13 protein-coding genes are annotated in these 20,562 nt (G+C 72.9%); 7 read left to right on the top strand and 6 right to left on the bottom strand.

Going from position 1 to position 20,562, the window contains the following annotated elements:
• Positions 1-9: 9 nt before the first annotated feature.
• The 3 genes from WME95_RS25215 to hisS are packed head-to-tail and all read right to left on the bottom strand — an operon-like array spanning position 10 to position 3,661.
• Positions 10-621 (bottom strand): COMM domain-containing protein, encoded by a 612-nt coding sequence (locus WME95_RS25215; protein ID WP_437910931.1) that lies wholly within the window; start codon positions 619-621, stop codon positions 10-12.
• Entirely contained in the window at positions 618-2,402 is a 1,785-nt protein-coding gene (locus WME95_RS25210; protein WP_437910930.1) for a hypothetical protein, read from the bottom strand. Before WME95_RS25210 ends, WME95_RS25215 begins: the two co-directional genes overlap by 4 nt.
• On the bottom strand, positions 2,399-3,661 hold the full coding sequence (gene hisS, locus WME95_RS25205) for a histidine--tRNA ligase (RefSeq protein WP_437910929.1): 1,263 nt from the start codon (positions 3,659-3,661) through the stop codon (positions 2,399-2,401). Before hisS ends, WME95_RS25210 begins: the two co-directional genes overlap by 4 nt.
• A gap of 138 nt (positions 3,662-3,799) precedes the next feature.
• Between hisS and ruvX the strand changes: the two genes are divergently transcribed.
• Positions 3,800-4,222, top strand: a complete 423-nt coding sequence (ruvX, locus tag WME95_RS25200) for a Holliday junction resolvase RuvX (RefSeq protein WP_437540578.1) — start codon at positions 3,800-3,802, stop codon at positions 4,220-4,222.
• A gap of 7 nt (positions 4,223-4,229) precedes the next feature.
• On the opposite strand, the gene WME95_RS25195 is transcribed toward ruvX, so the two are convergent.
• Positions 4,230-5,804 (bottom strand): serine/threonine-protein kinase, encoded by a 1,575-nt coding sequence (locus tag WME95_RS25195; RefSeq protein WP_437910928.1) that lies wholly within the window; start codon positions 5,802-5,804, stop codon positions 4,230-4,232.
• A 358-nt stretch (positions 5,805-6,162) separates the two neighbouring features.
• Here WME95_RS25195 and rpsO point away from each other — a divergent pair, with 358 nt between their 5' ends.
• From rpsO to WME95_RS25170, 5 genes are all read left to right on the top strand, one after another.
• Positions 6,163-6,429, top strand: a complete 267-nt coding sequence (gene rpsO, locus WME95_RS25190; protein ID WP_272093461.1) for a 30S ribosomal protein S15 — start codon at positions 6,163-6,165, stop codon at positions 6,427-6,429.
• A gap of 554 nt (positions 6,430-6,983) precedes the next feature.
• A complete protein-coding gene (gene pnp / locus WME95_RS25185) occupies positions 6,984-9,257 on the top strand; it encodes a polyribonucleotide nucleotidyltransferase (RefSeq protein WP_437555287.1) in 2,274 nt (757 codons plus the stop codon).
• A 290-nt stretch (positions 9,258-9,547) separates the two neighbouring features.
• Entirely contained in the window at positions 9,548-10,975 is a 1,428-nt protein-coding gene (gene pyk / locus WME95_RS25180) for a pyruvate kinase (protein WP_437910927.1), read from the top strand.
• Positions 10,972-12,891 carry a serine/threonine-protein kinase gene (locus WME95_RS25175; RefSeq protein ID WP_437910926.1) on the top strand — a complete coding sequence of 640 codons (1,920 nt, stop codon included), beginning with the start codon at positions 10,972-10,974 and terminating at the stop codon, positions 12,889-12,891. Before pyk ends, WME95_RS25175 begins: the two co-directional genes overlap by 4 nt.
• An 85-nt stretch (positions 12,892-12,976) precedes the next feature.
• Positions 12,977-14,017, top strand: a complete 1,041-nt coding sequence (locus tag WME95_RS25170; protein WP_437910925.1) for a hypothetical protein — start codon at positions 12,977-12,979, stop codon at positions 14,015-14,017.
• Positions 14,018-14,035: 18 nt separating this feature from the next.
• Here WME95_RS25170 and WME95_RS25165 read toward each other — a convergent pair whose 3' ends face one another.
• Positions 14,036-14,794 (bottom strand): class I SAM-dependent methyltransferase, encoded by a 759-nt coding sequence (locus WME95_RS25165; protein ID WP_437910924.1) that lies wholly within the window; start codon positions 14,792-14,794, stop codon positions 14,036-14,038.
• A 96-nt stretch (positions 14,795-14,890) separates the two neighbouring features.
• On the opposite strand from WME95_RS25165, the gene WME95_RS25160 reads away from it, so the two are divergent.
• Positions 14,891-15,388, top strand: a complete 498-nt coding sequence (locus tag WME95_RS25160) for a hypothetical protein (RefSeq protein ID WP_437910923.1) — start codon at positions 14,891-14,893, stop codon at positions 15,386-15,388.
• A gap of 63 nt (positions 15,389-15,451) precedes the next feature.
• On the opposite strand, the gene WME95_RS25155 is transcribed toward WME95_RS25160, so the two are convergent.
• Complete coding sequence (locus WME95_RS25155) at positions 15,452-20,539, bottom strand: translocation/assembly module TamB domain-containing protein (RefSeq protein ID WP_437910922.1); 5,088 nt, start codon at positions 20,537-20,539, stop codon at positions 15,452-15,454.
• Positions 20,540-20,562: the final 23 nt, after the last annotated feature.

Here is a 20,562-nt window from a genome sequence, read left to right as displayed (position 1 = left end):
GGCGCGCGATCAGCCGAGGAGCTGCACGCAGATCTGCTGGAGCTCCCGCAGCACGTCCGGGGTGGCTTGCAAGGTGATCCGGGAGCGGTGCTCGCCCTCCTGGTAGCTCAGCGTGAGCACGACGACGGGCGCCGCGATCTTCGCCCCGCGGCTCGCGGCCGCGATCGTGTCGACGCGCCAGTCGACGCCGGTGAGCAGCTTGCCGTGGTCGAGCAGCGCGCCGCGGACGATCTCCCGCCGCACGACCGCTCGGGCCTGGTCGTAGCCGGCGAGCAGGATCGCCTGGAGCTCCTCGGCGCCCTCGTCCGGCGCGAGCGCCGCGAGGTCGGCCGCGAGCGCGGCGCGGTCGAGGTCGCGCTTGCTCGCCTCGCGGACGAGGAATCGGCACGCCTTGAGCACGCGCGCGAGCGCCTCGGAGCCGACCTCGTGGCGGCGGCAGAACGCGTCGAGGAGCCGCTCCACGGCGGCGGGCACCGGCTCGCCGAGGCTCGGCCCGAGCGCCTCCCAGAGGCGCTGCCGCGCGCCCTCGGGCAGCTCCAGGAGCCGGCGCAGGTCGGCGGCGAGCTCCGGGGGCGGCGGCGCACCGCCGAGGCAGCGGAGCTCGGTACCGCGCGGGCTCACTTGCTCAGCTGGATCGGGACGTAGAGCGCCCGCATCGTCGCCGCCGTGCCCGCGCGCGTGTACCCGGCGAGGCCGAACAGGACGTTCCACCAGTGACCTTCCGGGGTCTCGCCGTACGAGAACAGGGGGACGAGGTGGAACTCCCACTCCTTGCCGTTCCGCACCCGGTGCTCCCGGTACACGGTGTTGAGCGCGACCTGCGTCACCGAGTTTGGATCCGCGAACCGGAAGAAGAACGGAAGGGCCACCGTGGTGCGCGACGTCGGCGACGCGAAGTCCCAGAGGAACGGCGCGACGACGAGGTGCGTCGCGTCGCGGTTCCTCCCCGAGTAGAAGAACGGATAGATGTCCGTCTCCCAGCCTGTGAGATCCCGCGTGTGCCGCACGAGCGGCGTGAGCCACGTGGTGTCGCTCAACCCGTGGCGCTTGAAGCGGCCATAGAACGGGAAGAGCACGAGATCATCGCTGCGCGGCGAGGTGTTCCGGTAATAGAACGGGAGCAGGAACGTCCGCTCGAGATCGATGGACGGATCACGGTATTGCCAGAAGAGCGGCGTGATCATGTCGAGCTCCGTCCGCCCTCGGTAGCGAGCGTAGCCCCAGGTCGCGAAGGTGCTCTCGCCCTCCTCGCCGCGCGCCTTCAGGAAGAGCGGCGTGATGAGCAGGCTCTTGTTGCCCTCGTACCCGTAGTGGAAGAACGGGAACAGCGTCGTGCGATCGTGGTTCTTGCCCCAGCTGTGCCAGTAGAAGGGCATGATGTTGAACACGTCGCCCTTGCGGGAGTGCTGCCACATCAGCGGACCCCACACGTTCGTGGAGCGGTCTCCGACGTCGCTGTAGTGGTAGTAGTGCAGGAGCGGCGGGATGACCTCGTACTCGCTGCTCTCGTCGTGGCCGTAGAAGTAGAGGGGGGCCAGGCCGAGATCGATCTTGTCGGCAGAGCGCGTGTCGCACGCGGGGCCGCCCTTCCAGCTGCAGAAGAGGGGGCCGATCAGGTTGAAGCCGCTCCGCGCCGTGTGATGCGTGAAGGTCAGCAGGGGAGGGATGTGGAAGTAGCCGCTCCCGTCGTCGCGCTTGCCCTCGAAGAAGAGCGGCGCGAGCCAGTTGTCGTGCCGGCCCGGCTCTGCCTTCCGCCCCGGGCTCGCGGGGCGACCCTCGGACTCGCGGTGCATGAACGGGCCGACGATCGTCGTGTACGTGTTCTCGTCGCGGAGCTTCCAGAAGAAGGGGAAGAGCACGTCGGCGTCGACGTCCTTGCTCCGGCGGTTGTAGTAGAGCGGCGTCACCATCGTGGCGCGGTCGCCGGGCATCCGGCGCTCCGCCCACAGGGGGAAGACCGTCCTGAACTGGTAGCTGCCGCTCCGCTCGCTGTAATAGGGGCCGTACCAGTCGCGCTGGATCTCCTCGGCGCGCCCGCGCTCCCACTCGCCGACGTCGTTCGTGCCGATCTGCTTCTTGACCGCGGGCGGCACCGCCAGCGGGTCCTCCGGCAGGGTCGGCTCCTGGGTCTGGATCGGGCTCTCCTCGGACGTCGGCGCCGCGTGCGTCTCCGGCGTGCCGGGCGGCGGCTTCGGCGGCGCGCTCGCGGGCGGCGGCTGCGTCATGCCGGGCTGGCCGAAGCCGAGCTGCGCCGCCGCCACGGACGGCGCGGCGAGCGCGGCCAGCGCCGCGGCGAGCGACAGCGCCGATCCCGCGCGCCGAGCGCGGCCCCGCCCCTCGCTCGCCGACGCGCAGAGCGCCCCTCGCGAGCAGCCCTGCGCTCCCATCGCCTCGGAGGTCAACGCGCTCCCCGCTGGCCGCCGGGCGACGCCTCGAGGGCCCGATCCGCGAGCACGCGCGCCGCGCCCTCCAGCGGGATCTCCTCCTGCACGTGCGCCACCAGATCCTTGATCTGGAGCACGCCGCGCTCGATCTCCGCGTCCCCCAGGATCACGCAGAGCCGCGCGCCGAGGGAGTCGGCGCGCCGGAGCATCGCCTTGAGCCGCCCGCCGCGCCCGTCGAGCTCGACCGGGACGCCGAGCGCGCGCAGCTGCTTCGCCAGCACGAGCGCCTGATCCGCGCCGCTCTGGCCGAGCGGGGCGAGGAAGCAGCCAGGCCTCCGGCGGGGCGAGGCGCCGGGCATCATCGTGAGCAGCCGCTCCATCCCCATCGCGAAGCCGATCGCGGGCACGCTCGGCCCGCCGAGCCCCGCGACCATGGCGTCGTAGCGGCCGCCGCCCGCGAGCGTGCTCTGGGCGCCGAGATCGCCCGCGGTCGCCTTCACCTCGAAGAGCGTGCGCGTGTAGTAGTCGAGCCCCCGCACGAGCGACCGATCGACGACGTAGTTCACGCCGAGCACGTCGAGGCAGCGGCGCACGCCTTCCCAGTGCGCCCGGTCCGCGTCGTCGAGCAGGTCGAGGATCGACGGCGCGTCGCGCGACACCTCGTGATCGCGCTGGTCCTTCGAGTCGAGGATGCGCAGGGGGTTCTTCTCCAGGCGGCGCTGCGAGTCCTCGCTGAGCTCGGCCTTGCGCGGCGTGTAGTGGGCGAGCAGCGCCTCGCGGTAGCGCTCGCGCGTGCCCGCGCTGCCGAGCGAGTTCACGTGCACCACGAACTCGCCGACCCCGATGTGCTGCAGGAAGCCGGCGACGAGGTCGATCGTCTCGGCGTCGCAGAGCGGCCCGGGATCGCCGAAGAGCTCGCACCCGGCCTGGTAGAACTGGCGGTAGCGCCCCTTCGCCGGCCGCTCGCCGCGGAACATCGGGCCGAGGTAGTACCAGCGGGTGACCGGCTCCTTCGCGTGGACCGCGTGCTCGACGTAGGCGCGCGCGGCGCCCGCGGTGCCCTCGGGGCGGACGGTGAGGTGATCGCCGTGGCGTTCGAAGGAGTACATCTCCTTCTCGACCACGTCCGTCGTCTCTCCCATCTGGTGCCGGAAGAGCTCCGTCGGCTCGAGCAGCGGCGTGCGCACCTCGGCATAGCCGTGGAGCTCCGCGTGGAGGCGGAAGGCCCCCTCGAGCTTGTGCCAGCGCTCCACCTCTTCGGGGAGGATGTCGTTCATCCCCCGTACCGCGCGCAGTTCCATCGCGCGGCGCTTATGGTCGGTGCTGGCGAGCGGGTCAAGCCGGTCGGATGCTTCCCGGTTACGCTCGGGTCTCGCCGGCGCGTCGCCCGAGGACTATGGGGTCTTTCCAGAGGCATGGCGAAGGCGAAGGCACGCGCTGCGGCGATCGATCTTGGGAAGGCCCGCGTGGGCGTGGCGGTGACCGACGAGCTCGGGCTCTACGCGCACCCGCGGCCGCTGCTCGACGGGCGAAACCGGAAGGCGCTCCTGGAGGCCCTTGCGGCGCTCGCTCGGGACGAAGGCATCACCCGGTTCGTCGTGGGGCTGCCGCTCGAGATGAACGGGGACGAGGGGCCCGCCGCGCGGCGGGCGGTGGCCTTCGCGCAGGCGCTGGCGGACGCGGCCGGCGTCGAGGTGGAGCTCGTCGACGAGCGGCTGACGACGGTCGAGGCGGCACGGCGGCTGCGCGACGGGGGCGTCTCGGGGCGGAAGAGCAAGGAGCGCGTCGACGGGGCGGCGGCCGCGCTGCTGCTCCAGGCGTGGCTGGACCGGCGCTAGGGCGGAGCTACCGGCTCTCGCTGCGGAGCAAGAGGTACGCGCCGGCGGCGCCGACCGCGCCGACCGCGAACAGCACGACGTCCCACATGGGCCACGCGACGCCGGCCGCGCGCCGGAGGACGACGGCCTCCACCACCCGCACGAGCAGCGACGCGAAGCCGTACGCGCACAGGCCGACCACGATCGGCCGGCGCAGGTTGTCGGCCAGATCGACCGCCTTCATGCTGTTGTTCCAGACGGTCTTGCGCACGTGGCTCGCGCTGATCAGCGCGGGGGTGATCAGCGCGAAGCCGATCCCGGACGCGAGCAGGACGGCCTCGAGGCCCGTCAGGTTGTCGGTCACCTGGCCGCCGCGCGAAAGGCGGATGATCGCGGTGACGAGCGTGACCAGGCTGCCGGCGACCCAGAAGAGGCCGAGCGCGAAGAGCAGCAGGATGAGCGGCCTCGCCATGCTCACCTGCTGCGCCTGGCGGAGCTGCATCGTCGGCGCCACGCGCGGCGCCGACGGCATCGACACGCGCGGCCCGGGCGACCCGGGGGCGTCGAGCTCCTTGGGCTCGGCCTCGCTTGTGTCGTAGAGCGCGAGCTCCGCGTCGAGCTCCTCCATCGTCTGGTACCGATGGCTGGGCTCCTTCGCCATGGCCCGCTGGATGATCATCTCGAGCGGCTCGGGGATGCTCGGCTCGAGCGAGCGCGGGCGGGGCGGGTCCTCGGTGAGGACCGCGGTGAGCGTCGCGGTCGGATCGTTGCGGTCGAACGGGCGGCTGCCGGTGAGGGCGCAGTAGAGGATCGCGCCGACGGCGTAGATGTCCGCCCGGTGATCGACGCGCTCGCCGCGGGCCTGCTCCGGCGCCATGTACGAGGGCGTGCCCATGATCATGCCGGTCTGCGTGAGCGCGGCGCCCGGCGCGTCGTCGACCTTGGAGATGCCGAAGTCGATCACCTTGGCCGTCGGCATCGCGAGGTCGCCGGTGAGGAACACGTTCTCCGGCTTCATGTCGCGGTGCACCACGCCCTTCGCGTGGGCCGCGGCGAGCGCCTTGCAGATCTGCCGGACGATCCGCACGGCGGGGCCGGTCTTCATCTTGCCGGCCTCGTTGAGGTAGTCGGCGAGCTCCTTGCCTTCGAGGAACTCGTTCACGAGGAACGGACGGCCCTCCGCGGTGCGGTGGACGTCGAAGACGGTGACGACGTACGGGCTCTGCACCGCGGCCGCGGCCTCGGCCTCGCGCTGGAAGCGCGAGATCACCTGGGGCTGCCGCGCGAACTCCGGGTGGAGCATCTTGATGGCGAACCGCTTGCTGGAGATCCGCGTGTGGCGCGCCTCGTAGACGCGCCCCATGCCGCCCTCGCCGACGACGCGCACGACCGTGTACGTCTCGTTGAGCGTCTTGCCGACGAGGTCGTCGCGGACCGCGTCGTCCTCCGACTCGTCGAGCGTCGCGGCGTCGCGCGGGCAAACCCTGAACTCGGCCGGGTACCGGACCCCGCAGGTGGGGCAGACCTTGGGGGTCGAGTTGTCGCTCCCGGTGGTCGGGAGCGCCGTGGCGGAAGCGGAAGCGGAAGAGGAGAGGCTCGTCATCGCGTTCGCGATATGAAGGTCCGACTGCGAGCCGCGCGCGTCCGACTGCGCTCGGGAGGCTTCGTCGGGGGGCCGGATGGTGCCGGGCATCGCCGACCGAGGGTAACCAATCGGCCGTTCTGGGGGTGACAAATCGCGCGGCCGTGTCGACCGCGTTGACGGACCGAGGCACCTGCGTATACTCGCGCGCTCCTCAGCTCACTGGCCTGAACTTCGCGGGCTCCCGCCACTACGGGCGTGGGGCTCACATTCAGGCGTCACTTGGCCAGCCGCCGGTCCCGTTCTTCCGTTTTCTTCGGAGAGGACGAGCCGGCCCGGACGCTCGGTAGCGCACCGGCAGGGCCATGGAGAGCCAGCCATGCTGCACTCGGTTCAGAAGACGGACATCATCCAGAAGTACGCGATCCACGACGGCGACACCGGGTCGCCGGAGGTCCAGATCGCCCTCCTCAGCGAGCGGATCAACCAGCTGCAGGAGCACTTCCGCACGCACCAGAAGGACCACCACTCCCGCCGCGGCCTGCTGAAGCTGGTGAGCCAGCGCCGCCGGCAGCTCGACTACCTGAAGCGCGTCGACATCGAGCGCTACCGCGGCCTCATCAGCCGCCTCAACCTCCGCAAGTAGCGCGATCCTCGGGCCGATCAGGCCTGAGGTCCCGGCGCGAGGCGTGCGCCGCACGCCCGCGCCGCGCGAGAGCAGGCGACCTCGCCTGCCATCAGCCCGCTGGGCCTGTCTGTCCTACCTGCTGCTTCACCCCACCACCGGCGGTTTCCCCCAGCGGCTCGTCCGCGTGTGATCGGTCCTGCTCGCGGCCCGCACGCGCTCGGTCCGCCTCATCCGCGGCTCCGCACGCGCCTTTCTGCACAAGCACCCCTGCGCGCGCGGCCGTTCCGGTCCCTTCCGTTCGGGAGGTTTGCGGGACGCACCCCTGAACGCCTGCGTTTTGCGCTGGCGAGAGTGGAGCGGACGCTCTAAGGAGGTCACTCATTGACCACGGACCGGCGGGGCGATCGGGCCTCGCCGTTCCCGAGCGCGGGCTCCGCGCGTCTTCGTCTTCGCTTCGTGCGCAGCAGGTCGGCTCCTGCGCAGGAACCGAGGAAGAAGAGCAGCCCCTCGCGCTCGGCGTAGCGCCGCACGCAGCGGCCCTCGCGATCGCGCGAGAGAGAGCTGAAATCCCAATGTTCGTTCGTGAATCCGTCATGGTGGGCGGCCGTGCCCTCACCCTCGAGACCGGCCGCCTGGCCAAGCAGGCTCACGGGGCCGTGCTCGTCACCTACGGCGATACGATGGTGCTCGTGACCGCCGTCTCGCAGGACGAGCGGCCGGGCCTCGACTTCTTCCCCCTCACCTGCGAGTTCGTCGAGAAGACGTACGCCGCCGGCAAGATCCCCGGCGGCTTCTTCAAACGCGAGGCGCGCCAGCGCGAGGAGGAGATCCTCTCGAGCCGCCTCATGGATCGCCCGCTCCGCCCCCTCTTCCCGGAGGGCTTCAAGCGGGACACGCAGATCATCGCGACCGTCCTCTCCAGCGACAAGCAGAACAAGGCGGACGTCCTCGCCCTGACGGGGGCGAGCGCCGCGCTGCACATCTCGGACATCCCCTGGCACGGGCCGGTCGTGGGCGTGCGCGTCGGCCGGCTCGACGGCGAGTTCGTGGCGTACCCCACGGTCGCCGACATCGAGCGCTGCGACATCGACCTCGTCGTCGCCTGCTCGCGCGACGCGATCGTGATGGTCGAGGGCGGCGCCGCGGAGGCGACCGAGGCGGAGATCATCGACGCGCTGATGTTCGCGCACGAGACCGCGCAGCCGGTCATCGATCTGATCGAGAAGATGCGCGCCGCGGTGGGCAAGCCGAAGCGCGAGTTCGTCGCGCCGGCGCTGCCGGACGAGATCAAGCGGCGCGTCGCCCAGATCGTCGACGAGGACCTGAAGGCCGCGACGAAGGTGACCGACAAGAAGGCGCGCTACGACGGCTACAGCTCGCTCAAGAAGAAGCTGACCGAGACGCTGAGCGCCGAGCTCGGCGCCGAGAAGCTCCTGCCCCTCCAGGGGCTCGTGAAGGCGGAGTTCGAGGAGCGCAAGGCGCACGTCGTCCGCACCTACGTGACCGAGGAGGGCAGGCGCATCGACGGCCGCGACGGCAGGAGCATCCGGCCGATCATGTGCGAGGTCGGCCTGCTCCCGCGCGTGCACGGCAGCGCCCTGTTCCAGCGCGGCGAGACGCAGGCGATCGTCACGACGACGCTCGGCACCTCGACCGACGAGCAGAAGATCGACGGCCTGATGGGGGAGACGTGGAAGCGCTTCTACCTCCACTACAACTTCCCCCCCTTCTCGACGGGCGAGACGAAGCCGCTCCGCGGCCCCGGCCGGCGCGAGATCGGCCACGGCGCGCTCGCCGAGCGCGCGCTCTCCCGGATGATCCCGGCGCCGGATCAGTTCCCGTACACGATCCGCATCGTGTCGGAGACGCTCGAGTCGAACGGCTCGTCGTCGATGGCGGCCGTCTGCGGCGGGTGCCTCTCGCTCATGGACGCGGGCGTGCCGATCAAGTCGCCCGTCGCGGGCATCGCGATGGGCCTCATCATGGAGGGCCAGCGCTACGCGGTGCTCTCGGACATCCTCGGCGACGAGGATCACCTCGGTGACATGGACTTCAAGGTCTGCGGCACCGCGCGCGGCGTGACCGCGATCCAGATGGACATCAAGATCGCGGGCCTGAGCCGGCAGATCCTGGCGCAGGCGCTGGATCAGGCGCGCGAGGGGCGGCTCCACATCCTGGGCAAGATGCTCGAGACGCTGCCGACCACGCGGCCCGAGCTCAGCCAGTACGCGCCGCGGATCACCACGGTGCGCGTGAAGCCCGACCAGATCCGGCTGATCATCGGCCCCGGCGGCAAGACCATCAAGGGCATCGTCGACCAGACCGGGGTCGCGATCGACGTCGAGGACGACGGCACGGTGAACGTCGCGTCGGCCGACTCCGACGCGGTGAAGAGGGCGCTCGACATCATCAAGGGCCTGACGGCCGAGCCCGAGGTCGGCGCGACCTACAAGGGGACGGTCAAGCGCATCACCGACTTCGGCGCCTTCGTCGAGATCCTCCCGAACACCGACGGCCTGCTGCACATCTCGGAGATGGCCCACACGCGCGTCGAGCGCGTCGAGGACGTCCTCAAGGAGGGAGATTCGCTCGACGTGAAGGTGCTGAGCGTCGATCGCGAGGGGAAGATCCGGCTGAGCCGGCGCGAGCTGCTCCCGCTCCCGGAAGGCGAGGAGGGCGATCGGGCGCGCGAGCGCATGGCGCAGGCGCGCGACGCCGGCCCGCCGCCGCGGCGCGATGGGCCGGGCGGGCGAGGCGGCGATCGCGGCGGCGATCGCGGATCGCGGCCCGGCATGGAGCGCGATCGTGGCGGGCCGCCGCGCGAGCGCCGAGAGCGCCGCTCCTAGTCACAAGACCCCAAGGCGGGACCTCATGCCGCGCTGCGGCGCGCGCCCGAGTCGTCCCGCCGCTCACTCCCCCTCCGAAAGATCTCCGATTCGCAGCGATCCGCGGCCGTGCGCGCGGGTCGATGCTGCGCACGGCCGGACGCCGCGCTCCGCTGCTGCGTTGACGCGCGCGTGCGCCGCGCCGCGCAGCGGCTCATTTCCCAGCTGCTTTGTTGGAATCCGGTGAAGTCCGCATGGCCCGTTCACAATCAGGGTAGTGTCGCGACCCCTGCTCGTGGCATGCTCCGCCCGTGCTCGTACGCAGAGCGAAAATCGTCTGTACCATTGGCCCTTCGTGTGACTCTCAAACGACGCTGGAGCAGCTCATCCGCGCCGGTATGGATGTCGCTCGACTCAACTTCTCTCACGGCTCGCATGAGGATCATGGCAAAGCAATCGCCACGGTCCGCGCGGCTGCGGAGGCATGCGGGAAGCCTGTGGCTATCCTGCAGGACCTCTGCGGCCCGAAGATCCGAGCCGGTCGCTTCCCCGGCAACACCTTCGAGGTGGCTGACGGGGCTTCGGTCACCCTGATCGAGGCGAACAGGGACAGCCCAGTCGCCACGCCCGGCGAGATCCCGATCCTCTATGAGGGGCTCGCGTCCGATCTGCAGCCGGGCGATGTCGTCCTGATCGACGACGGCCGCGTCGTGGTCACCGTCACCAAGGTCGACGGGGAGCGCGTCCACGCCGGCGTGACGCAGGGCGGACGCCTGCGCGATCGCGTCGGCGTGCACCTGCCCGCGAGGCGCGTGCGCATCTCGGCCCTCACCGAGAAGGACAAGGCCGACCTCAGCTTCGGCCTCGCGCAGGGGGTCGATTACGTCGCCCTCTCGTTCGTGCGCAACGCGGACGAGGTCCGGCACGTGCGCGACATCTGCGAGGCCTGGGGTCGCCCGACGCCGATCGTCTCGAAGATCGAGACGCCAGGCGCCATCGACAACCTCGAGTCGATCATCCTCGCCTCGGACGGGGTCATGGTGGCGCGCGGCGACCTCGGCGTGGAGTTCAACCCGGAGCGGGTGCCGATCATCCAGCGCGAGATCCTCGGCCTCGCGCGCGTGCACCAGAAGCCGGTCATCGTCGCGACCGAGATGCTCCAGTCGATGGTCACCGCGACGCGCCCGACGCGCGCCGAGGCGAGCGACGTGGCGACGGCCGTCTTCGACGGCACCGACGCGGTCATGCTCTCGCAGGAGACCGCGACCGGCGCGCACCCGCCGCTCGTCGTGCGGATGATGGCCCGCATCGTCACCGAGGCCGAGCAGAGCTCGTTCTACCGGTATCTCTCGAGCGAGCAGCCCGGCCAGCGCGCCAACGTCCCGGAGGCGACCGCGCGCGCCGCGTGCGACATCGCGAAGGACATCGGCGCGAAGCTCATCATCGCGTTCACCGAGAGCGGCCTCACCGCGCGGTACGCGTCGAAGGCGCGCCCCGTGGTGCCGATCGTCGCCTTTTCGCCGAACGACACGACGCGCCGGCGGCTCGCGCTGCTCTGGGGCGTGGTGCCGTTCCCCGTCGACGCGCTCCGGAACTCGGACGAGATGATCGAGCGCGCCACCGGGTACCTGCTTGCGAACGGCCTCGTCTCGCCGGGCGACAAGCTCGTCACCATCTTCGGCGCTCCCGTCGGTGTCTCGGGGTCGACCAACACGATTCGGGTGAAGGTCGTTGAATGAGCCTGCCCGCCCGCGATAGGGGCTCGTCGGGCGAGCAGGAATCCCTCTCCAGAAACGCGGGCGCAGAAGTCCTCCCGAAGCTCGAGAAATACGAGCTGATCGAGGAGCTAGGCCACGGCGGGATGGCCACGGTCTACCGCGCCCGCGACCCGCGGCTCCGCCGCGAGGTCGCCGTCAAGATCATCCACAAACACCTCCGGGAGAACGCGGAGGTCGGCACCCGCTTCGTCGCCGAGGCGCGCGCGGCGGCGAAGCTGCGCCACCCCGGCATCGTCGAGGTGTACGACGTCTCCAGCGAGCAGGACCGCGAGCGCTACCTCGTCGTCGAGCTGCTCCGCGGCGCCACGCTGCGCAAGATCCTGGGCGCCCACCGCGAGATGCCGGCCGAGATCGGCGCCGCGGTGGTGCTCGAGCTCTGCGACGCGCTGGAGCACGCGCACGCGTCGGGGATCATCCACCGCGACGTGAAGCCGGAGAACGTGCTCGTCGAGCTGCCCTCCGACCGTGCCGGCGAGAGCCGGGACGGCGCGAGCGTGGTGATCAAGCTCACCGACTTCGGCATCGCCAAGATCCTCGACGCTCAGGGCGTCACGTCGACGGGGCAGGTGCTCGGCTCTCCGGCGCACATGGCGCCGGAGCAGATCGAGGGCGGCGAGGTCGACGCGCGCACCGACGTGTTCGCGCTCGGGGTGCTCTTCTACGAGTGTCTCGTCGGGCACCTGCCGTTCGAAGGCAAGAACCCGGCGCAGGTGCTCCGCAAGGTGCTCGAGGGGATGTACCCGGAGGCCGAGCGCGAGCGAGCCACCGTGGGCGCGCGCTGGAGCCGGATCGTCGCGGGCGCCCTCGCGCACGACATCGCCGCCCGCCCGGCGACCCCTCGCGCGCTCGCGGATCAGATCAGGGCCGAGCTCACGGCGCTCGGGATCGCGGAGCCGCGCGCCGAGCTCGCCGCCTACTTCGCCGACCCGGCAGGCTACGCCGAGCGGCACGTCGCGCGGCTCGTCCCGCGCCTCGTGGCGCGCGCGGAGGCCGGCCGCAAGCGCGGCGACGTGCCCGGCGCGGCCGCCGACTACAACCGGGCGCTGGCCCTCGCGCCGAACGACCTCACCATCCTCAAGCGGCTCACGAAGCTGAACGCGAGCCGCAACCGGCAGAAGCTCGCGCTGCGCGCGCTGCTCGTCGCGCTGGGGTCGGTGGCGCTCGGCCTCGCTGCGTTCACGATCGCCCGCGCGCTCCGCGACCCGCCGCCGGTGGACGGGGACGCGCTCGCGGCGGCCGAGCCGCCGCCGACGCGCCCGACGCCGCCGGCGCCCATCAACGCCCTCGTCCCGTCGCCGAACGTGCGCGCGGTCGCGCCGAGCGCCACGGAGGCCGCGAGCGCGCCGCGGCCCCGCGCGCGGCCGCCGTTGCCGCACATCCCGCCCTCGGCCGCGCCGACGCAGGACGTTCCGGCGGTGCGCGACGTCGTCTTCCAGATCGTCCCGAGCGGCGCCAGGCTGGTGCTCGACGGCGTCGAGATCAGCTGGTTCGGCGCGAACAAGGTCACGCCCCTCAAGATCGGCACACACACCGTTCACATCAGCGTGCCGAACTCGCGGTGCTGCAAGCCGTACGCGGGCGTCATCTCGGTCGTGGCGCCGAAGCCCGGCGTCTCCGCGCCGCAGCGGATCATCCACAAGCTGGAGATCCTGCCCAGCACGGTCGTCCTGAGCGGCGCGCCGCCGAGCGCGCAGGTCGCGTGCCCGCAGATCGGCCTGATCGGCTACGCCGGAGCCCCGCAGGCCGTGACCTTGAACGACGTGTCCTGGAGCGGGAGCTGCCTCTTCACGCCCGCGACGCCGGAGGCCGCGCCGCGCGTCGGCAACGTGACGCTGGTGGCCGGCGAGCCGAACACGGTTTCCTGGCCGTCCGGCTGACGGCATTGCCGTCATTGTGGCGTCCGCTCCGGAATTCTCAGCATCCCCGTCCAAACTCCGCTACATCACGGCGCACCCCTTCCGCATGGCTGCGCGAACTCCAGGCAGGAGATCTCCCGGCGCTCGCTTCCCATCGGTCGGGGGCTGCCGCGCCCTGCGCGCGCCGCGGCGCCTCGCGGCGGCGGCGGCAGCCGCCCTCGGGCTCTGCTTCGCGGCGCCGGCGCGCGCCGACGACGTGCAGCAGTTCGAGCTCGCCAAGACGCGCTTCGACGCCGGGCACTACGAGGAGGCCGTGAGCCGCTTCGCGGCGATGCTCGATCCCGCGAACGCGCCCTGCGAGCGCGGCCCAATCGAGGCGGAGGGCAAGCCGTGCAGGATCTCCGAGCCCGGCCTGGTCGAGCGGGCGCGCGGCCTCGCCGCCGCGGCGCTCCTGGCGCTGCGGCGCACGAGCGAGGCCGAGGCGTACATCGAGAAGATCCTCCTCGACAACCCGGGGTACTCGCCGAACCCGGCGGTGTTCCAGCCCGAGGTCATCGATCGGTTCACCGCGGTCCGGGCGCGCATCCGGGCGCGCATCGAGGAGGTGACGCGGCAGAAGGCCGAGGCGCAGCGCGCGGCGCGGCTGCGGGTCGAGCGGGGCCGCGAGGACGAGCGCCGCTGGGTCGCCGAGATCCATCGCCTCGCCGGGCGCGAGCGGGTCGTGGCGCAGAACTCCCGCTGGACCGCGATGCTGCCCTTCGGGGTGGGGCAGTTCCAGAACGGCGACGATGGGCTCGGGTGGTTCTTCCTGGTGAGCCAGGCCGTCGCCGGCGGGACCTCGATCGTCTCGGCGTTCGCGCTGGCCAGCTACGAGAACGTCGACATATCGCAGAGGCCCTCGGGGCAGAGCGTCGACATCGACGCGCTGAACAGCCGTATCGGGACCGCTGCCGCCGTCAACCGCGTGGCCTTCGGGGCGTTCGCGACGCTCGTCGCGGCCGGGATCGCCCACGCGCAGATCACGTTCGTCCCGGAGCGGGTCTCCTTCCGGACGCGCCCCGTGCCGCCGCCGCCGAGCTTCACCGCCGCGCCGACGATCTCGGTGGTCCCCGGCGGCATGGTCGCGGGGCTCACCGGACGGTTCTGACCGGGGGCGCCGCGCGGCTCACGCCTTCCGCGCGGCGGCGATCCAGAACCCGCCGAGCTGCGCGAGCGGCGTGTCGCACAGCGCCCACTCCGCCCTGTGCAGGAGGCGCCCGAGGCCCGGCACGCGCATCGCGGCCGCGAACGGCGTCACGATGCGCACCCCGCGCGAGGCGACGACGCGCACGCCGTCCGGCATCAGGGCGGCGGCGGCGCTCGGCGCGTCGAAGCGCGTGAAGACGGCGCTCTCCCGGGTCCTGTCGCTGATGGCGCCCGCCGGGCCGAGCCGCTTCACGAGCCCGCGCAGGCTGTAGGGGTTGTAGAACTCGGCGATCACGTGCCCGCCGGGCCGCACCACGCGCGCCATCTCCGACAGCGCGCGACGGACGTCCTCCACGTGGGCGAGCACCTTGAACGAGCACGCGACGTCGAAGCTCTCGTCAGCGAACGGCAGGTCGGTCGCGCTCCCCTCCACGACGTCGAGCCCGCGCTCCCTGGCGCGCTCGAGCATGCCGGGCGAGAGATCGACCCCGCGCGCGGCGCGCGCGAACGCGCCGATCCGCGCGAGCAGGAGCCCGGTCCCGCACCCCACCTCCAGCACGTCGCGGCCCTCGCCGAAGCGGCGCACGAAGTCGACCTCGAGCGCGTCGACGAGGTCGTGGTAGCCCCCGGGATCGCGCCCTCCGCGCCGGGCCTCGTAGCGCGCCGAGAACTCGTCGTAGTACGCCCGCGTCGCGCGCAGGTGCTCGTCCGTGCCGACCTCTACCGTCTGGGCTCCCATGGGCCCGCTATAGTACTCCGCGCCGCGGGCTGCCCGCGCTCCTTGCGCTCCTTGCGATTCACCGCGCCGGGCGGCATCTCTCCTGCGAGGTGACCCATGAAACCCGGCGACCATCCCGATTTCTTCCGCTTCGCGCCGCCCCCAGGGACCTCCCGCGAGAGCTCGATCCGGCTCGATCGCGAGGGCCGTTTCTGGCACGACGGCGCCCGGGTCGACCATCCGGCGATCGAGCGCGGGCTCCGGTCCTGGATCGGGCGGCACCCGGACGACGGCCGGCCGATCCTCACGAACGGCTACGACTGGTGTTACTTCCAGGTCGACGACGCGCCGCTCTTCGTCGACGCGCTCCGGATCGGCGAGGGCGGCGCGGTCTCGCTGCTCCTGTTCGACGGCACGGAGGAGCCGCTCGATCCGGCGACGCTCTCCGTCGGCGAGGACGGCGTCGTGTACGCGCGCGCCCGGAGCGGCGCGCTCGAGGCGCGCTTCTCGCGCCACGCGCAGACGCAGCTCGCCCCGCTGCTCGTCGAGGCCGAGCCGCCCACGCTCCGCGTCGGCGGGCGCGATGTCACGCTGCCCCCGCGGGCCGCGCGCTAGCCCCGCGCGCCGGAGCTCCCGAGGGGGTCGCTGTCGCGCGGGGCCGATGCGGCCGCGCTCGGCTCAGTACCGGTACTGCCAGAGCAGGTCGAGCATGCCCGAGGTCGCCTGGCGCGCGTCGACGCCCACCGTGCCGCGGAGCGTCCAGTGCTCGCTGAAGCGCCAGTCGATGGTGACCTCGGTCTGCGTGCCGCGCTCGCTCGCCGTCCCGCCAGGGGTCGGCCCGCTCGAGACCGTCGCGGCGCTCTGCTGCGCGCCTTCCTGGAAGGTCGCCTGCGCCGTCAGGTTGTCGCTCAGCCGGTAGACCAGGCTCGTCCGCAGCGCGCCCTCGGACGTCGTCCCGAACCGCGTCGTCAGCCCGCGCAGCGGCGCGATGCCGCTCAGCAGCGCGTTGAACTGCGCCGACGCGATCTCGCTGCCGACCGACGCCGCGACGCCGCCGGCCGCGAGGCCCGCGGGCGTCTGGGAGCCCGCGGCCTGCGCGCCCTCCGAGAAATCGGCGCCGAACAGGAGCCGCGCGAGGATGTCCTGCTGCGAGCTCGGCGGGCTCGAGGTGAAGCGCAGCGACCTGTCGGTGATGGGCCGGAGGTTGCCGTTGAAGGCGACGTGGATGCGCGTGCCGTCGGGGGCGTCCCAGTGCGCCGTGACGTTCAGGTGCGGGTTCGACGCCTCCTCCTCGCGCAGGCGCACGCGCCCGCCCTCGATCTCGAACGCCTTGCCGTAGATCTCGAGCTCGCCCCGCGTGACCACGATGCCGCCCGACACCCGCGTGTCCTCTCCGATCACGACGCGCGGCGGCGCGTCCTCGGCGCTCTGCAGGCGCAGCCTTAGCCCCGCGCCGCTGACGAACGCGTCGCGCACGTCGAACGCCACGGAGTAGCGCAGCGCGTCCGCCGCGCGCCGCTGCTTCGCCGGCCCGAGCGGCTGCGAGACGGAGATGTCGGGGTTGTCGCCGAGCGGCTGGACGTCGCGGCTGCTCGTCGCCGGCAGCGAGACGCGGAGCGTGGGGACCGTCGCGTACAGGGCGAGCTCGCCCGGCTTCTTCTCCGCGATGAACGACAGCGCCCCGGAGGCGGTCCCGAGCGGCACCCCCTCGAGCGTGAGCGGGAGGGCCTGGTCCTCGGCGATGGTCAGCGCCCCGGCGCCGTCGCGCAGCGAAAGCCCGGCGAGGCGGAACAGGGCCCAGCCCTGCGCCATCCCGGTCGTGCCCGCCGCGCGGAAGCCCTCGATCCGGACGACGCCGCCCTCGGCCGTGACGCGGGCGGCCACGTCGCGCAGCTCCTGCCCGAGCTCCGGGATGTGCACGACGCCGTCCCTGACCTCCAGCTGGGCGCGGAGGTTGCCGTCGGCGTCGGACGGGCCGCCGAGCTCGATGCGGAGGTTGCCGTCCAGCGTCCCGTCGACCTTGCTCAGCAGACCGCCGACCAGCGGCTGGAGCGCCGCGAGCCGGAAACGCTCCGCGGAGATGGCGAGGTCCGTGCGCTCGCCGTCGAGGACCGGGATGAACCCGCCGCGGAAGCGCACGCTCGCGAAGGCGTTCGCGCGGAGCTTGCCGCCGCGCTGGCCCTCGAGGGCGAGCTCGGTGACGCGGAGGTTCCCGCGCCCGGCCTCGCGCATCGGGTCGATCCGCAGCGCGAGCACGCCGCGCTCGAAGGCGAGGTCGCTCCCGAGCGTGACCCCCGGCACCGTAAGGCGCGCCCTGAGCGACGGCGCGATGTTGAGGCCGCGCATCTCGATCTCGCCGCTCACGCGCCCGGCGATGCCGCTGTCGGCGAGCAGGGGGATCTCGCCGAGCGGGACCTCGCGCAGCGTCGCGCGGAAGGAGCCCGTCCACGCCGGGGGCGGAGGCGCGCCTTTGAGCGCGCGCGCCGGGACGTCCGCGAGCAGGCGCTCGAGCGGCGCGAGCACCTGGGCGCTCACGGTCGCGATCTCGGCCGCGCCGCGCGTGACGTGCGCGTCCAGCGTGGCCTTCTCGCTGTCGTACGTGAGCCACGCGTCGAGATCGGTGGGGAACAGGAGATCCGTCGCGCTCGAGGCGCCCGGCGGCGCATAGGTCAAGCCCCACCAGAGGGTGCGCGCCGTCAGGAACGGACGCTCGATCGTGCCGCTTGCGTACGCGTCGATCCGCACCTCGCCGGCGAGCGGCGGGAGCGCCTCGCGCACGAACGAGGGCAGCGTGGTGAGCTGGTCCATCCCGCGCCGCGGGATGGCGGCGTGCGCGGCGATGGGCGAGCGCAGGAGCGACGACCAAAGGGCCGCGGGCGGCCCCGTGAGCGCCTCGAGATCGAGCTCGATCGCGCCGGAGACGTCGGCGAGCAGCCCGCCGTCGTACAGGGTCAGCGCGGCGTCCGCCTTGCCGGTCGCGCCGCTGAACGAGCCCTTGAGCTGCGCGTCGACGAAGCGCGACTCCCAGGCCGGGCGCTCGGCGCCCAGCCGATGAGGACCGGCGAGCGCGAGGCCGTGCGTCCGCACGAGCACGTCGTGCAGCGAAGGCAACGGCTCGCCGGCCGCGCGCGACACCCCGAAGCTGGTCGTGAGCTTGCCGCGCACCTCGCTCACGATGTGCCCGATCGGCATGAGCTGCGCGAGGCAGCCGAGGTCCCAGTCGTTCGCGGCGACCTCGGCCTTCCCGACCAGGGTCGTCCAGGTCTTCGCGCGCAGGAGGGGCCCTTCCAGCGTGCCCTCGGCGCCGGACACACGCACGCTCGCGAGGGTGCCGGCGCACCGCGGCAGGGCGTCGTTCCACGCGCGGTTCGGCGGCTGCCCGCCGTTCCCGTTCGGTTGCGGCGATTTCGCGTCGATGCGCACGGACCCGTCGGCCTTGATCTGGTCGCGCTCGAAGGTCGCCGTGAGCTGCGCCGAGATGCCGGACAGGAACGCGATCTCGCCCCCCGCAAGGCCGAGCCGTACGTGGCCCGAGCGACCGGCCTCGCGGTCCCGATCGAGCGCGACGTCGACCTCCGCGCGCCCGCGCACGCGGATCGGGAGCCCGAGGAGCCGGGCCACGCGGCCGACGTCGATGCCGTCGCCCCGGAGGCGCCCGGTCACGTCATCGCCCCGCACCGCGAGCCGGCCCTTCAGCGAGCCGAGCTCGGCCGAGGAGAGATCGAGCCCCTCGACGGCGAGCCCGCCGGCCGAGGAGGTGATCGCCGTGATCTTCCCCGCGACCGCGGCGCCGTCGCGCTTCAGCTGGAGCTCGAGGTCGCGGAGGGCGAGGGGAGTGGTGGCCAGCCGCGCGGAGGCGCTCAGGGAGTCGTCGCCGTCGGTGAGCGTCGCGCGGAGCTTCGGCGAGGCGAGCGGGCCGGAGATCTGCGCGGTGACCTCGTCGACCGTGTGGCCGCCGGCGAGCGCCTCCTTCCCGGAGAGCGAGGCGTCGATCGAGAGCGCGTCGATCGGCCCGGAGACCCGCCCCGCGACGCGCGCGCTGGCGAGCGCGACGTCCTGGCCGACCCGGAGGCCGGCGAACGCGCCTTCGACGCGCGCGTCGAGCGCTCCCTTGCGCAGGCTCCCCTCGACGCGCACGCGGCCGGCGCCGTCGACGGGCCCGGCGAGGCGCGGCGCCGCGGCGATCGCCGGGATGTCGGCCGTCGCCGCGAAATGGAGGCCCTGCCCGCCCGGCAGGAGGGAGACGGCGGCGTCGATCGGCGCGCCCGGCTCGTGGAGGTGCACGCGCGCGTGGAGCTCGCCGCGGTCGAGCACGAGGTGGACGTCCGCCGCCGGCACGCGCTGCTCGAGCAGCGCGGTGGGCTCGGTCCGCGCCTCGACGGAGAGCCGGAGCAGGTCGCCGAGCTCGACGTGCACCCGGCCGTCCGCGGTGATCACGGGCGCCGGCTCGGAGCCGCGCTCCAGCGCGGGCTTCGTCGCCTCGGCGCGGAGCCGGGCGGGCGCAACGCGGGGCAGGGCGGGCACGGCGTGGGTCAGGGTGGGTACGGCACGGGGCCGGGCGGGCGCGGCTGGGGTGGGCGCCGCGCCGGCCGGTACGGGCGCCGTGCCCGCCTGCGTCGGCGCTGCCCCGCTCGCCGTATCGGGCGAGAGGCGCACGCCGAAGAGCCGCAGATCGACGTCGCGCGCCTGCACCTCCGCGTCGAGCCGCACGGGCCCCGCCACGTCGAGCCGCCCGGTCAGGGCGAGGCCGCCGCCCGCCGGGCCCGCAGGATCCGCCGTGGCCGAGGCCACCACGTCGAGCTGAGGGAGGTGCCCGTCCACGGCCACGCGCGCGGAGATCGGCTCGGTGAGGGGGTGATCCGGGAGGAGGCTCCGCAGCTGCTCCGGCGTGGCGCGCGGGACGCTCGCCTGCGCCTCGAGGTGCTCCTCGTCGAGCACGGCCCGCGCGGTGATCTCGACGTCGGCGAGCCGACCGGCGAAGCTGCTCCACATCCGGACCTTGTCCCCGGCGCGGAGGTGGTAGTTCGCCGTGCCCGCCGTCCTGGCCGGCAGGAACGCGCGATCCACGAGGCCCGTCTGATCGACGTCGACCGCGACGCCCTCCGGGCCGATGTGCACCGACCCGAAGAGCCGGCTGACATCGGCGTCCAGCGCGCGCGGCGGAGCGAGCTGCCCGTGGACCCACCCGCGCCCGATCTCGACGTGCGAGAGGGCGACGACGACGTCGCGCGGAGGCCCCTCGGGCTTGGACGAGGGCGGGCTTCGCGGCGGCAGCGGCGTGAACGTGTCGCCGAGGGTGACGCCCCCCGCGCCGTTGTCCTGGACCAGCACGTCGGCCTGCTCGACCCGGATGTACGGGACCTCGATGTGGAGCGCGCCCGCGCCGAAGAGCGCGCCGCGGAGCATCGCGAGCACGTCGGCGCGCGCCTCGAGGCCGCTCGCGCGGATCACCTTGTTCCCCCGTGGATCGAGCGCGACCGCCGATCGGATCCGCACGCCGCCCAGGCCGAGCGCGTCGATCTCGTCAGCCACGATCCGCCCCTGGAACAGCGAGCCGAGGAGCCGGTTCGTGGCGTCGCGGGCCACGCGGCGCGCGGCGGGCGTGTCGAGGTGGAGCGCGACGCCCACGGCCGCGGCGCCCGCGAACGTCAGCGTGAGCCCGAGCGCCGCCGCGACGGCGGACGCAGCGCGGCGCGCGCGTCCCGGCGCGCGCGGCGGGCGCGGTGCCGAGGAGCGCCGCGCCTCGGGTGCGGGATCGGGCGTCACGGCGGGTAGCTTAGTACGCACGG

Origin of the sequence: Sorangium sp. So ce327 (assembly GCF_051530205.1) — a bacterium.
Taxonomy (GTDB): Bacteria; Myxococcota_A; Polyangia; order Polyangiales; family Polyangiaceae; genus Sorangium; species Sorangium cellulosum_B.
Note: the sequence above shows the minus strand (reverse complement) of the source record. Positions and strands in the feature narration are given on the sequence as shown.

Bases quoted from the DNA above. Each gene is read 5' to 3' on its own strand.
- WME95_RS25175 (WP_437910926.1), top strand. From the start codon at position 10,972: ATGAGCCTGCCCGCCCGCGATAGGGGCTCGTCGGGCGAGCAGGAATCC.
- rpsO (WP_272093461.1), top strand. From the start codon at position 6,163: ATGCTGCACTCGGTTCAGAAGACGGACATCATCCAGAAGTACGCGATC.
- pnp (WP_437555287.1), top strand. From the start codon at position 6,984: ATGTTCGTTCGTGAATCCGTCATGGTGGGCGGCCGTGCCCTCACCCTC.
- ruvX (WP_437540578.1), top strand. From the start codon at position 3,800: ATGGCGAAGGCGAAGGCACGCGCTGCGGCGATCGATCTTGGGAAGGCC.
- WME95_RS25160 (WP_437910923.1), top strand. From the start codon at position 14,891: ATGAAACCCGGCGACCATCCCGATTTCTTCCGCTTCGCGCCGCCCCCA.
- WME95_RS25195 (WP_437910928.1), bottom strand. From the start codon at position 5,804: ATGACGAGCCTCTCCTCTTCCGCTTCCGCTTCCGCCACGGCGCTCCCG.
- hisS (WP_437910929.1), bottom strand. From the start codon at position 3,661: ATGAACGACATCCTCCCCGAAGAGGTGGAGCGCTGGCACAAGCTCGAG.
- WME95_RS25170 (WP_437910925.1), top strand. From the start codon at position 12,977: ATGGCTGCGCGAACTCCAGGCAGGAGATCTCCCGGCGCTCGCTTCCCA.
- WME95_RS25165 (WP_437910924.1), bottom strand. From the start codon at position 14,794: ATGGGAGCCCAGACGGTAGAGGTCGGCACGGACGAGCACCTGCGCGCG.